10 protein-coding genes are annotated in these 13,812 nt (G+C 45.5%); 7 read left to right on the top strand and 3 right to left on the bottom strand.

Annotated elements, in window-relative coordinates; genetic code table 11:
• Window positions 1–430 precede the first annotated feature (430 nt).
• Both NIASO_RS13410 and carB read left to right on the top strand, forming a co-directional pair.
• Window positions 431–1,582 (top strand): LacI family DNA-binding transcriptional regulator, encoded by a 1,152-nt coding sequence (locus NIASO_RS13410; protein ID WP_008586616.1) that lies wholly within the window; start codon window positions 431–433, stop codon window positions 1,580–1,582.
• Between the two features lie 130 nt (window positions 1,583–1,712).
• Entirely contained in the window at window positions 1,713–4,571 is a 2,859-nt protein-coding gene (gene carB, locus NIASO_RS13405; RefSeq protein WP_008586614.1) for a carbamoyl-phosphate synthase large subunit, read from the top strand.
• A gap of 11 nt (window positions 4,572–4,582) precedes the next feature.
• Here carB and NIASO_RS13400 read toward each other — a convergent pair whose 3' ends face one another.
• Entirely contained in the window at window positions 4,583–7,357 is a 2,775-nt protein-coding gene (locus NIASO_RS13400) for a hypothetical protein (protein ID WP_157547237.1), read from the bottom strand.
• A 134-nt stretch (window positions 7,358–7,491) separates the two neighbouring features.
• On the opposite strand from NIASO_RS13400, the gene NIASO_RS13395 reads away from it, so the two are divergent.
• The 4 genes from NIASO_RS13395 to pdxA all read left to right on the top strand — a co-directional run bounded on the left by NIASO_RS13395 (window position 7,492) and on the right by pdxA (window position 11,487).
• Window positions 7,492–8,046, top strand: coding sequence for a hypothetical protein (locus NIASO_RS13395; protein ID WP_008586609.1), 555 nt, complete (start codon window positions 7,492–7,494; stop codon window positions 8,044–8,046).
• A 101-nt stretch (window positions 8,047–8,147) separates the two neighbouring features.
• Entirely contained in the window at window positions 8,148–8,924 is a 777-nt protein-coding gene (locus NIASO_RS13390; RefSeq protein WP_025298969.1) for a hypothetical protein, read from the top strand.
• A complete protein-coding gene (locus NIASO_RS13385; RefSeq protein ID WP_008586606.1) occupies window positions 8,917–10,302 on the top strand; it encodes a hypothetical protein in 1,386 nt (461 codons plus the stop codon). Before NIASO_RS13390 ends, NIASO_RS13385 begins: the two co-directional genes overlap by 8 nt.
• A gap of 99 nt (window positions 10,303–10,401) precedes the next feature.
• A complete protein-coding gene (gene pdxA / locus NIASO_RS13380; protein ID WP_008586605.1) occupies window positions 10,402–11,487 on the top strand; it encodes a 4-hydroxythreonine-4-phosphate dehydrogenase PdxA in 1,086 nt (361 codons plus the stop codon).
• 377 nt (window positions 11,488–11,864) lie between these two features.
• Here pdxA and NIASO_RS13375 read toward each other — a convergent pair whose 3' ends face one another.
• Window positions 11,865–12,398, bottom strand: a complete 534-nt coding sequence (locus tag NIASO_RS13375; protein WP_008586602.1) for an AAA family ATPase — start codon at window positions 12,396–12,398, stop codon at window positions 11,865–11,867.
• A gap of 166 nt (window positions 12,399–12,564) precedes the next feature.
• Window positions 12,565–13,161 carry a NifU family protein gene (locus tag NIASO_RS13370; RefSeq protein ID WP_008586600.1) on the bottom strand — a complete coding sequence of 199 codons (597 nt, stop codon included), beginning with the start codon at window positions 13,159–13,161 and terminating at the stop codon, window positions 12,565–12,567.
• Window positions 13,162–13,394: 233 nt separating this feature from the next.
• Here NIASO_RS13370 and NIASO_RS13365 point away from each other — a divergent pair, with 233 nt between their 5' ends.
• Window positions 13,395–13,757, top strand: a complete 363-nt coding sequence (locus NIASO_RS13365; protein WP_008586599.1) for an arsenate reductase family protein — start codon at window positions 13,395–13,397, stop codon at window positions 13,755–13,757.
• Window positions 13,758–13,812 lie beyond the last annotated feature (55 nt).

Genomic DNA, 13,812 nt, shown 5'->3' with positions numbered 1-13,812 from the left:
CGTTGGAACAATGTTAGAAAAGTTTCTTTCAAAGTGGTCCTTATGGAGCAACGAGAACTATCGGGAACGATTCCGCAAACGATACCGGTAGCTGGCCGGGGAATAAAATGTAGCATAGGAGATATTGAATGGGAAATGTAAAAGTAGATTGGGTTTCAGGAAGGGACGTTTCTAAGCGACAGTGAATGGGCAATCGTGAATGGTCAATCGGAGATCCGTTATGCATTACGCCTGGAGCGTTCTGCGTTAAACAGCCCTTGAAATTGCTTTTTTATCATTAACCATTGAGATTAAAAACCGTTAAGACTTAACGGTGCTTAACTTTTAATGGTTTAAAAAATTTTCGATTGGTCCGTCACAACAGGACTTCTTTGCCTAATGAATCCAAAAAAACTCATTATTTTAGCGAGGCTTAATAAAAAAAACAGTTGTGGTTCGTTGTATTCATTGCGGAGAAGTGCATGCAATTACCCGGTCCGGCATCGTTCGGGGTAAGCAACGTTATTATTGCAAGGATTGCAAGCTCTATTTTATTTTAAAAGAGGAGGCAACCGTAACACCGGCCCGTCCGCACATGACCACCATTGTTGATATTGCAAAGGCGCTCTGCATATCTAAATCAACCGTATCGCGTGCCTTACATGAGCACAGCGACATTAATGAACAAACGAGAAATGATGTATTGGATATGGCGCGCAAGCTGGATTACCAGCCCAACCTGCTGGCGCAGAGCCTTGTAAAAAGCAAATCAAACAATATCGGCATTATTGTGCCGGAGTTCCTTACCTATTTTTTTCCTACCATTATTATGGCCGCACAGGAAGTGGCCACCAAAGCGGGTTACAATGTAATTATTTGTCAGTCGCAGGAGTCGTATAAGATTGAAAAAGCCAATGCTCATGTGTTATTGTCCAACCGGGTGGACGGGGTGCTGATTTCCATGTCGTGCCAGACAAAGAATTTTGAGCATTTCAGGACATTTGAAAAACACGGCATTCCCGTGGTGTTTTTTAACCGGGTGTGCGAGGAAATAGATTCTTCAAAGGTATATGTGGACGATTATAAAGGATCATTTCTGGCGGTGGAGCACCTTATAAAAAGCGGGTATAAAAATATAGCGCATATTGGCGGGCCCCTCTCGCTGCAGTTGACCTATAACCGGCTGAATGGCTACCGGGCGGCTTTGAAGAAATATGGCCTGCCGTCGGGGAAGGATCAGGTTATTCATTGCGACCTGTCGAAAAAAGGAGCGATCAATGCTGCAGAAACGCTGCTCTCAAAAAGGCGGAACCGCCCCGATGCTGTTTTTTGCGTGAACGATCCGGTTGCTATTCAATTAATTATGGTGGCCAGACAAAAGAAGATTCCTGTTCCCCGGGAGCTGGGTGTGGTGGGTTTTAGTGATGATCCCATGGCTGAAATTATTGATCCCGGTCTTACAACCATACAGCAACCCGTAAGCGTTATTGGCCGGGAAGCAATGGAATTGTTGCTCCGGAGTATTCAAACAGAGGGGAAAGCCCAACCCATCGTAAAATCACTAAAACCAAAGCTGGTGATCAGGGGCTCTTCTGTGCGGTAATATTTTTTTACAATCGTTCGTTCAAAAAAACTTTATCCCAACGCTCAAAATTCACCCAAATTAATCGGGAAATTTCTCTTTTAAAAGGCTACCTTTGCGCAATTTATTTTTTTTAAAAGAAAACAAAAGGATGCCAAAAGATACTTCCATCAAATCTGTATTAATTATTGGTTCTGGTCCCATTATCATTGGCCAGGCTTGTGAATTTGATTATTCCGGTACCCAGGCGGCCCGTAGTTTACGGGAGGAGGGTATAAAGGTAATATTGATCAATTCGAACCCGGCCACCATTATGACGGACCCTATGATGGCCGACCGGGTATACCTGCTGCCCCTGACCACGGAAAGTATTGAGCAGATCCTGCAGGAAAACGATATTGACGCGGTATTGCCTACCATGGGCGGACAAACAGCGCTCAATCTTTGTAAGGAGGCGGAAGAACTGGGGATTTGGAAGCAATATAATGTACGCCTGATCGGGGTGGATATTAAGGCAATTGACAAAGCCGAAGACCGCGAATTGTTCCGCCAGTGGATGATCCAACTGGGCATACAGGTGGCTACGGCCAAAACAGCCAATTCCTTCCTGGAAGGGAAGGAATATGCACAGGAAATAGGCTTCCCGCTGGTAATACGTCCTTCTTTTACACTGGGCGGAACCGGTGGTGGTTTTGTGCATGATAAAGACGAGTTGGATGAAGCCCTGAACCGCGGATTGCAGGCTTCGCCGATACACGAAGTGCTGGTGGAGCAGGCTGTGTTGGGCTGGAAGGAGTTTGAGTTGGAGCTGCTGCGTGATGCTGCCGATAACGTATGTATCATCTGTACCGTGGAAAACTTTGACCCCATGGGCGTGCATACGGGCGATTCTATAACGGTGGCGCCGGCGATGACGCTGAGCGATACCGGTATGCAGTTGATGCGGAATACCGCCATACGGATGATGCGTGACCTGGGCAATTTCTCCGGAGGATGTAACGTGCAGTTTGCAATGAACCCGGCAACAGAAGAAATTATCGCCATCGAGATCAACCCCCGGGTGAGCCGTTCTTCCGCCCTGGCATCCAAGGCAACGGGGTATCCTATTGCTAAAATAGCCGCTAAATTGGCGATTGGCTACAACCTGGATGAGCTGGAAAATCAGATCACCAAAACCACATCAGCCTATTTTGAACCGGCGTTGGATTATGTTATTGTAAAGATCCCCCGCTGGAATTTTGATAAATTTAAAGGAGCGAACGACACCCTGGGGCTTCAAATGAAAAGTGTGGGCGAGGTGATGGCTATTGGCCGCACGTTTAACGAAGCGATCCAGAAAGCCTGCCAGAGCCTGGAAAACAACGCCATCGGGCTGGGCTATTATGGCAAAAGCCTGATGCGCGGAGAAGAATTGCTGGAATATATTAAAACACCCAAATGGGACCGCATTTTCCGTATTAAGGATGCACTGATGGCGGGCATTTCCGTGGGTACCATCTCAAAAGCCACCAATGGCATCGATCGCTGGTTCCTGTCGGAGATCCAGAAACTTTGCACCATCGAAAAACAAATAGCAGCCTATACACTGGAAACCCTTCCTGCGGAATTATTGCGGGATGCAAAAGTGAATGGTTTTAGTGATGCACAGATTGCCGAGATCATGGGGCATGGGAATACAGAAGACGCTGTGTACAGCAAAAGAAAAGAATTGGGAATCAGCCGGGTTTATAAGATGGTGGATACCTGCAGTGCCGAATTTGAAGCGAAAACCCCTTATTTCTACTCCACTTTTGATGCACCGGTGAATGCAGCCGTTACTACCGACGGGCTGGTACATAATGAATCGAAGGTTACCGACCGGAAGAAAATTATCGTGCTGGGCAGTGGTCCCAACCGGATCGGCCAGGGTATTGAGTTTGACTATTGCTGTGTGCATGGATTGCTGGCCATCAAAGAAGCCGGGTATGAAGCCATCATGATGAATTGCAACCCCGAAACGGTGAGCACGGATTTTGATATGGCCGATAAACTTTACTTCGAGCCCGTGTATTGGGAGCATGTACGCGAACTGATCGAATATGAAAAACCAGAAGGGGTAATTGTACAGTTGGGCGGCCAAACGGCTTTAAAGCTGGCGGAAAAGATCACCGCTATGGGTGTAAAGATCATGGGCACTTCATTTGATAACATGGATATAGCGGAAGACCGCGGCCGTTTCAGCGATATGCTGAAAGAATTAGGCATCCCTTATCCTGAATATGGATCGGCCTGGAACGTGGATGAAGCCGTTGCCATTGCCAACCGCGTGGGATACCCAGTGCTGGTGCGCCCTTCTTATGTATTGGGCGGGCAGCGGATGCGGATCGTAATTAATGATGATGAGCTGGAACGCGCCGTAATCAGTTTATTAAAACATATTCCCGGTAATAAGATCCTGATCGATCATTTCCTTGACCGGTGCCAGGAAGCCGAGGTGGATGCCATTTATGACGGAACAAATTTTCATGTGATGGGAGTGATGGAGCATATTGAACCTGCGGGCATCCATAGTGGTGATAGTAATGCCGTATTGCCGGCATTTAACCTTTCGCCTATGGAAGTAACCACCATGGAGCACTATTCTGAAAAGATCGCCAGGGCATTGAATATACAGGGACTGATCAATATCCAGTTTGCAATAAAGGATGGTACGGTATATGTGATTGAAGCCAATCCGCGTGCTTCGCGTACCACGCCGTTCATTGCAAAGGCCTACCAGATCCCCTACCTGAACGTTGCTACCAAAGTAATGATCGGGGCCAATAAGCTCACCGATTTCAAATTTGAGAAAAAGCTGAAAGGCTATGCTATTAAAGAGCCGGTGTTCAGCTTTAACAAATTCCCGGGCGTGAACAAAGAACTGGGGCCTGAAATGAAGAGCACGGGTGAAGCCATCCGTTTTATCAAAGACCTGCGGGACCCTTATTTCAGGGCTTTGTATAAGGATAGAAGCATGTACCTGAGTAAGTAGGTCGTCGCTTTTTAAAACTGCTTTATATCTATCTTCCGGGAATGATCGGCCAGGTTAAAAATAACCAGTGGATTTTCCTGCTCTTTTATATTTATAAGCTGTTGTTGATTAGAAACACGCAGGTTGGCATCTTGCGTTTCTACAGAAAAAATAAAAAGCTTTACGGGCAGATTAAATGAAAAATGTCCTTCTGCATCAGTAAGGGTTGTAAACTTATTGCCCTGACGGTCCATTGCAATAATGGTAATACCTTCCAGAGAAGGAAGGGTTTGTAAATAGCTGTTTTTTTCAGCGATAATTTTTCCGGACAGGGTTGCCGATTTTACCAGGGCAATTTTAAAAGTGTGGTTATGCGTCAGCATTACCTCCCAGGGCTCCAAAAGCCACCATCCGTTCCCGTTTTGCAGGCGCAGTTTATAAAGGGCAGGTTTCAGATTGGCAAAGGCTATTTTCCCTTTCCGATTGCTCTCTGCCAAGGATTCATTTAAAGAAGCAATTACATTTCCCACCGGTAATTCATCAGCGTCCCAGATGCCGTTTGCATTTTTATCACCAAAAAATATAATCGAAAGACGCTTATAACCCGGCGCGGTTTGCTGTTTAAAGGATTTTATCAGACTTACCTGTGTCTGCAAAAAATTATAATCGGGAAATTGCGTATACGTGCTATACAGGGCTTGTGCAGTTACCTGCCAGGTATGTTTAAACCGGAAGCCCAATTTCCCCTGAACGCTGTTGGACCAACCCTGCGCATAGCTGTAGTAGCTGAGGTTGTCAGACAGCTCGCCTTCCAGTTTTCTGTCCAGCAGCGCAAAATGTATATAAGGTGAAAGCGCGTATTGCCTGAATTTTCCCTGCTGCCAGGGCAGGGGTTCCTGCATCAGGTAAAAGGGATTATTTTGAAAAAAAGCATTAACTCCCGCAAAGCGGTTATTATAACTGATCATCCCTTGCCAAACGGAATAATTGCCGTTGAGCAGATAGGGATTGTTACTGGCCACGCGCCCATAGTCAGCGGTAAGTAAAAAAGAATGCTTCATGGCGCTATAAGAAACAGCCGCCGCCGCATGCGAGGAAGCGGATTGCAGGGCTAGCGCCGTAGCGGCAATATTCTGGTGCAGCGCCTGCGTATAAAAATAGGGGTGCAGCGTGATCATCCAGTGACCGGCACCCGTTGCAAAACCCGCCTGGTATTTTGAAGTTTTAGAATCAAGAAAAGCCGGGTAGTATTTGCTCAAATAGCTGGGCGTATTATTAATTACTTCATAATGCAGGAAAACATGCTGATGAGGTTTCAGCCGGTAATCAATATGCTCCTGCAATAATAAAGCACCCCGCCTCAAACCACCGTAATAGGGAGAGCTGTAATAATTATCAGATATAAAACTCCATTTGCCCGCTGTTTGCTGATACCGGATGCCTCCTGCATATCCTTTTTTTGTAAGGCTGTTATCATCAGAAAGCACTTCGTGGCTATAACCTGCCTCCAATGCTAACACCTGCCCTGCCCTGAAACGCAATTCCGAATTTGCGTTCATAAGATTTGTTTGTATGCCTGTTAAGGGATCTTTCGCATTTAGATAAACAAACCGGCTGTTGTTGTTTTCACCGGAATAGGCATAAGTGCCGGCCCAAACAGCGGCGCCCTCCCGCTGCTGATTTATATTTGAAAAAAGCAGGTACTCATTTTTAACATAATAGCCGCTTATCGTATTGCTGGAATCCAGGGAAACAGAGGCCTTCAGGCCTTTGCCGAACAATGAATAATCGAGATTTTCCGAGATATTACCTGCCTGTATACCAAAATGCTTGTTTTTATATGCCACCCATGAATCATATAGTTCAATACCCGAAAAGGGTGTGTTATAATAATTCAGGTTCAGATGATAACGGAACATTCCGTTATCGGACGGGTAAACCGCTCCGCCGGCTGTCAGTTGATAATAGCTAAAGCCATTGCTGGCGCTCTGGTAGCTTAGTTGCGCTGTATTATTTATTAAAGAAGCAGCATTGGTATTTACAACCGGTAGTCTTTTTTCACTGGTCAAAAGCAACACTCTCGTATATGTTATGGTAAGCGCTTTACCTGATAATGCATCAATTGCCTGCACTGACAAATTAAAATCGGGTGTAAGATTTTGGGCACGTATATTACGAAAATTAAACAAAAGCAGTTCCTGATCGCCGGGTTGCAAATGAACGACTCTGTTATTGTTTGTTATCTCCAGACCATCAGGATACGACTTTAACAGCAGCTTAAAGGATAGTGATGTATATCCATTGTTGCTGCATCTTACCTGTACACTGCCCTCATTATTTTGTGCGCTTAAATAGTTCATATTGTTTACTGCGGAAAGTAAAAGAGGCTGTTCGGTCTGCGTATGTATAAAAAAAGCAGCCTGCGTCAACCCGGTTCTCCCGGCGATGCGGTATTTTATGGAGATCTTATTTCCCGTTAACCTGAATAGCGAAGGCGTTGCCAGGTATTTTACAAACAGTTCTTTCTTTTCGCCGGCCCGGAGAGAAAGCGTATCCGGCAACGAGATCAATGCGAGGGAATCGGCAGATGCCGCTATTAAAAAGAGCGCATCTGGTGTGTTATTGGCAATTAATAACCTGTTGGAAAAGGTTTCACCGTAATTTGTAATAACGGTATCCTTTAAAAAATGAAAAGTGACCTTCTGCTCCTGGCTGTAAGAAAAGGCCGATAACAATACCAGGGAAAATACAAATAAGGATTTTCTGATGGTTAAGCAATAGGAATATAAAAAATATACAACAGGCAACAACAAGAAATTATAGAAGGTTATTACATGTAAAGTACTAAAAAAAAGGAGCAAAAAAATTTTTGCAAACTAAAAGAAATATATTTTTTTTATAATACTTTATTAGTAAATTCATTTTTAAAAGCCTAACAAAAATGACAATTAAAAAACTCCTGCCGCGCACCGCTGCCTTTGCTTTATTTTTGGGAAGCACCTGCACTATTGCTCATGCTCAGACGACCGGTACCACTAATCTTCATGTAGTGATTACGCCCCTTCTTAGTATTACGGTACAGCAGGCGGACGTAACACTTACGTTTGCAACGTTGGCAGACTACCAGACCAATGGGGCAACGACCGCCATGACAAGCCACCTGGCAATTACCAGCATTCTGCCGTATACCGTAAGTCTTGCTGCTAACACGGCAACCATGGCAGGAACGGGGGCAAACACCGATGTGGTCAATGTTTCAGCGGTAACCGTTACGGCACCCAGCACTACCAACAATAACAACCTGCCCGGCAATACACTGCGCACTATTGCTGCACTTTCCACAACAGCGGCGCCCCTGATACAGGGCAGTTCTGCCCTTGCGGCGCCTGCAGATGTCACGTATTCCATCCCCCAGGCAAAAGTGGCTACAGAAATTTTGGGGAAAACGCCGGATACCTACACCGCAGTGCTTACCTATTCCATCTCCAATCCATAAAAAGAAACGATGTGATTTGTTCAGTAATAAAAAGAAAAATAAATAAAAACCGGAACAAGCTTGATTGTTCCGGTTTTGTTTTAATAGCCGCTTGCTTGCAGATGGTCGTGTGTTCTGTTAAAACCCATGCACAGGGCGTAGCGGTTACGCCGTCCCGTATTTTTTTTAATGCTGCCGCAGGGCAGGCCATTACCGAGCGGATCCGGGTCTCCAATACGGATAGCCAGATGCTTGTGCTAAGCGCAACGGTCAGGGATTGGTATCGGGACAGCCTGGGAAATAAAGTTTATTTTCCGGCAGGAAGCCTGCCCGCCTCCAATGCAAACTGGATACGCGTTGATCCGGTACAGCTTATGTTACGGCCTCATGAAACAAAGGAAGTAGCTGTTTCGATACTGGTGCCCGACAGTTCCCGGGGCGTAACCAACAGCATGCTTTTTTTAACACAGGTAAACGAACGGAAACCCGTAACGGGCACCGACAAATCCGGCAAAAAAATAGCCATGTATATAAAAGTGGAAGTGGGCATCCATCTTTATAATACCGTACCCGGCCTTAACCGGAAAGACCTTGAATTTATTGCTTTTGAGGATAAAGGAGCAAACAGCGATTCAACGAGGCGGCTGGCCCTTACCATCCGGAACAGGGGCGAAGTGCCTACGGATGCCATGCTACGTTGTGAGCTGACGCATAAAACCTCTGGCAATAGTATTAAAATTCCCGCCAGGGCTATATCAATGCTGCCGGGCGCTACGGAGGTAATTTACATAACTATTCCGGCACGTGAGGTTAAAGGGAAATACCAGGCCGTGGCTATCTTAGATTATGGTGACGGAACAGATTTAAAAGTGGCACAAAAAGAAATTGTATATGAGTAGGGTGCATTATTATTTCCTGTTGTGCTGCTGTTTGCCGTCATTTATTGCAAGCGCGCAAAATCCAACGCTGAATATCACCAGCAGCACTATTGCCGGCGAAATAGCTACCAGCGATAACTCTTTTACCTCAAACGGGTGCCTGTTAAGTATAGGTGCATATATTAAGGCCCGGGCAAATACAGATTTTTCACCCCTGCCTTCGCCGCCAATATTATCAAAGATAAAGCTGCTTGTTACGGCTATCGGCCCAAACGTAAACCTTGGCGGGGCGGCTACCGAACAACCCCTGTCATTAACGGATCAACCACTCTACTCCGCTGTGGTTTCGCTGGGCGGAGGCGGGGCCGTAGCGATCCGTTACCGTATTCCTCAAACGGAAATGACCAGTTATGCATGGAAAGCAGGCACCTACACCACCGGCCTTACTTTTACAAGCCCCGGCGGAAGTCTATGTTTGGGTACCAGCACATTTCCGGCAACCTTAAAAGTGATTGTAAATCCTTTTATTGTACTCTCCACACCGCCAAGTGATTTAACACTTACCGTGAATGACCTCAAATATTTCCGTACCACACCGCTAAGCGGTTCCCATACCCTTCCCTTTAGCTATACTGTTCCTTTAGGACTGCATGTAAAAACGGCTGCTGTAAATTTTGCCTATACCAATGGTTATTCAGGGGCTTCTGATCCCAATACCGCCACCGGAAATGTTTCGGCTAACATATCCGCTCCGGTTACGGGCGCTGCCATTGCGTTGAGTACAAGTTATCAAAACCTTTCGCCGGCGGGAGGATACGCGGTTCCTACAGGCAATAATCAAACAAACACGGTTACTTATAGTATAACACCCGCCACCCTGAAAGCTGCATTTATTCAAAAAGGCAGTTACACCACTACACTTAATTATGAGGCTTTTGATGCCGGAACAACGCCGCTGGCTGGTTCGGTGCAGCAAAATGCTGCATTAGTTATAAATGTAAGCGATTTAGGAGCGCTTCAGGCCAGTAGCGATTTAACCTTGTCTTTTAATAATGTGACGGATTATACCAATGGCGTATCTGCAAGTTTAGTGAATGCCCTTACCATTAGTAAAACGACTCCCTATGATGTGTATGTAAAAGCTTCTTCAGATCTTGTTAATGGCAGCAATTCAATTCCTGTTAGCTGCATTTCGCTCGCTTCAGACACGGGGGATCCCACTGTAACGGCCGTTACGCTTTCCACTGCCTCCCAGAAAATTATTTCGGCCGCAGCCCCTGTTATTGACCGGCAGGTGGCGCTTAAGTACAGCATCACTTCCGACAAAACCGCGCAGATACTGGGTAAACCAGCGGGCACCTACACCGCAGGTATTACTTATAGCTTTGTGGCGCTGTAAGAAGGTATAACCCTGTCTGCCGACCGGTTTGTTAGGCCTTCGGCGGATGCGTCCCGATATTTTATCGTAAATTCACCGCTTAAAGTAGTTCAATATTTTATGACGAATAAACCTAAACCCGTTATTGGTATTACCAGCGGCGACCTGAATGGCATTGGCATTGAGCTGATCATTAAAGCATTTTCCGACCAGCGACTGCTCGATTTTTGCACGCCGGTAATTTTTGCCAGTAATAAAGTGGTCAATTTTTATCGTAAAACCGTAACCGAAAGTAGTTTCAGTTTTTACCATACCCGTGAGTTTGATAAGATCAACCCCAAACAGGTTACCATCTTTAATTGCTGGGATGAGGAGGTGAACATCACCCCCGGCGTACTGAATGAAACCGGCGGCCGTTATGCCGTGGCTTCCTTACAGGCGGCGATTGAAGCGTTTAAAGAAAAAAAGATTGACGGTCTGGTAACAGCGCCCTTGCATAAGTCGAATGTGCAGAGTGAAAGCTTTTCCTATACAGGGCACACCCCCTTTTTAAAAGATAGTTTTGGGGCGCCGGATGTAGTGATGATGCTTTGTGCCGATAATATGCGCGTGGCATTGGTAACCGAGCATATATCCGTAAGTGCCATTGCGCAGCATATTACCGCGGAAGCTATCTTAAGCAAACTGAATATTATAAACAGCAGCCTGCAAAAGGATTTCGGGATCAGTAAACCGCGCATTGCCGTGCTGGGGCTAAACCCGCATGCGGGCGATGAAGGACTGGTGGGCAATGAGGAGCAAACGATTATTGCTCCCGCCATTAAACAAGCCAAAAACAACGGTATCCTGGCTTTCGGTCCCTATAGCGCCGACGCATTTTTTGCACGCGGACAATATGAAAAATTTGACGCAGTGCTGGCAATGTACCATGATCAGGGCCTGATACCTTTTAAATCGCTGGCCGTGGGTGAGGGCGTGAATTTTACCGCAGGGCTGGAACTGGTGCGCACCTCCCCCGATCATGGTGTGGCTTTTGATATTGCTGGAAAAGACCGGGCAGACGCAGGATCCTTTATTCAATCCATTTTTTTCTGTGCAGATGTGATCAATCAACGTAGCGAATATGCCGACCAGCGTTCGAACCCTATGCGGAAAATTGCACCCGATGTGGTATCCCGGCTGGCGGATGAAAAAATAGAGGAATAATAATATCCCTTAAAAAGATAAAGGCCGGTCAACAATTGTTGACCGGCCTTCTTCATATATAATACGGAATGTGTTTCTAAAAAAATAAGAGGGGCGTACTATGACCTAGAAAGATCCGGTAGCCCACTCTTAAGCCCTCTAAACCGACGTAAAAGTAGGAAGCTTTGACAGTCGTTTAAAGGGTTATTCGATGAACTCCCTTTATTTTCGGGTGGACCCGTAGAAAAAAAAGATAAAAGAAAATTGGAAAGGCCCTCCTGTTGCTTTTTCCTGTTTTTCAGGGCGCTCAACAGCCGGGAAAACGGGTGTTACTGCCGCTTTAAAACTTGTTTTAAATCAATTGCATTTTGAAAGTGAATAGGCGTTGCGGCTGGGGATCATTTAAAAAAGGAGTCAATTGTAGTTATCGCTGCCTGCGTCCTTCTGTTTTCGGTTCCGCTAATGATGGTCCAGGGCGTTTGTTGTGCAGCAAGCTCAGCTTTATAAATAGTAAAGAGGCGGTCTCTTGTTTCAGGGTCGGGATACTCCCGTAATTCATCCTTCGCCCAGGGAAGATCAGTGTCGCATAACAGGTATAAATCATATTGGCGGGTGGCAATAGCATTTAGAACGAAGGGGTCACATTTGCTAAAGACAAACTCGCTCCAAACCTTCATTACATACATATCAGTATCAATGAATACCAGCGGGTGCGCTTTTGCTGCAGCTTCTTCCACATACCGGTCCTCAAGGGTCAATTGTCCCTTTGCTATTACCTGCAGATCGGCATAAGTATAGCGGGCGCCGTTTGTTAAAAGATATTCCCGGGCATATTCCGGGCACCACAGCGTTTTATAATGTTGGGCCAGCGCTGCGCACAAGCTGCTTTTCCCGGTGCTTTCGGGTCCTATTATTACAACTTTCTTTAACATCAACTATAAATTGCGGCTTTCCACAGATGGATTATGTGTTTGTATGTTTCTTTTTATCATTGTGGCCCCATGTGCCCGCCCCAACGGCACAGACGGGGTTAAGCAATCCAAAAAAAAACGTCATCATAAAATTGATGACGCTGATTTGTTTACACTAACACTTAAATTATTCTGCTTCCGCAACCACTTCCTTAACCTCGGGGATCATGCGTTTCATCATTCCTTCTATGCCTGCTTTCAACGTGATCATGGAAGACGGGCATCCGCTGCAACTGCCCTGCATCATCAGGTTTACTACTCCGTCATTATAACTGCGGAACTGGATAGCGCCGCCATCCATCTCAACCGCCGGTTTTACATAGTTTTCTAATAATTCTTTGATGCGTTTTACTACGTCGTCGTCATCTGCGGCCACTTCATTACTACTTTCCTTTTTAACCGTTACCACTTCGTCTTCATTGATCACAATTTTTCCCTCCTCCAGGTAATCTTTTAAAAACTGGCGGATGGAAGGCGTTACATCCTGCCATTCTGCATCTGCCGTTTTGGTAAGGGTAACAAAGTTGCTGGCAATAAAAACAGCCTTAATAAAAGGAAAGCCAAATAATTCCGTCGCCAGGGGCGATGGTTTAGCCGCTTCCACATCCGGGAAATCGATACTTTTACCCGGATAAAGCAGTTTATTGGCCACAAACTTCATTGTTTCCGGGTTAGGTGTCATTTCTGTATAAATACTGATCACGGGGTTCCCTGTTTTTATCATGCTATTACTATATTAAAGTACAAAATTAACAATATTTGACGGCATTGGTTGTAGGAATATAAAATAAGGAACAATAAATGGAAAATGGACGCAGCAGGAGGCTGTTTCAAATACGGTACCTGGCCGGAAAAGCGGCACCACTGTAATCAAAGGTGCTTGAAAAACAGTACCTTCCGGCTTCCCAGCGTCTTTTGAAGGCGGCCGCCAATCGGTTCAAATAAGAAATTTTATAAATGAAAAAAATATATTATCTCAGCACCTGCGATACCTGTAAGAAAATAATGAAAGAAACCGGCATTAGTGCGGCAACAGGGTTTGAACTGCAGGATATAAAAACGCAACCGGTAACAGCCAGCCAGTTAGCGGCTATGAAAAAAAAGGCAGGTTCCTATGAAGCGCTATTCAGCAAACGGGCGCTCCTTTACAAGGAGCTGGGATTAAAAGACAAACAACTGACCGAGGCGGATTACAAGGCATATATCCTGAAAGAATACACGTTTTTGAAGCGGCCGGTGGTGCTCATGAGCGATGCCATTTTTATCGGTAGTGAAAAGAAAACGATCGATGCGTTACAGCAGCAATTTTTTATTGATTAAGGGTATTTAATCAATGTGGCAATTTGAGAATTTGAAAATGTGTAAATGAGGACTG

The sequence above is a fragment of the Niabella soli DSM 19437 genome, from assembly GCF_000243115.2.
GTDB lineage: Bacteria > Bacteroidota > Bacteroidia > Chitinophagales > Chitinophagaceae > Niabella > Niabella soli.
This window is presented reverse-complemented; position numbering and strand designations above follow the sequence as displayed.

Excerpts from the sequence above, each read along its gene's own strand:
- carB (WP_008586614.1), top strand. The coding sequence starts at position 1,713 with ATGCCAAAAGATACTTCCATCAAATCTGTATTAATTATTGGTTCTGGT.
- NIASO_RS13395 (WP_008586609.1), top strand. The coding sequence starts at position 7,492 with ATGACAATTAAAAAACTCCTGCCGCGCACCGCTGCCTTTGCTTTATTT.
- NIASO_RS13390 (WP_025298969.1), top strand. The coding sequence starts at position 8,148 with ATGGTCGTGTGTTCTGTTAAAACCCATGCACAGGGCGTAGCGGTTACG.
- NIASO_RS13385 (WP_008586606.1), top strand. The coding sequence starts at position 8,917 with ATGAGTAGGGTGCATTATTATTTCCTGTTGTGCTGCTGTTTGCCGTCA.
- pdxA (WP_008586605.1), top strand. The coding sequence starts at position 10,402 with ATGACGAATAAACCTAAACCCGTTATTGGTATTACCAGCGGCGACCTG.
- NIASO_RS13375 (WP_008586602.1), bottom strand. The coding sequence starts at position 12,398 with ATGTTAAAGAAAGTTGTAATAATAGGACCCGAAAGCACCGGGAAAAGC.
- NIASO_RS13370 (WP_008586600.1), bottom strand. The coding sequence starts at position 13,161 with ATGATAAAAACAGGGAACCCCGTGATCAGTATTTATACAGAAATGACA.
- NIASO_RS13365 (WP_008586599.1), top strand. The coding sequence starts at position 13,395 with ATGAAAAAAATATATTATCTCAGCACCTGCGATACCTGTAAGAAAATA.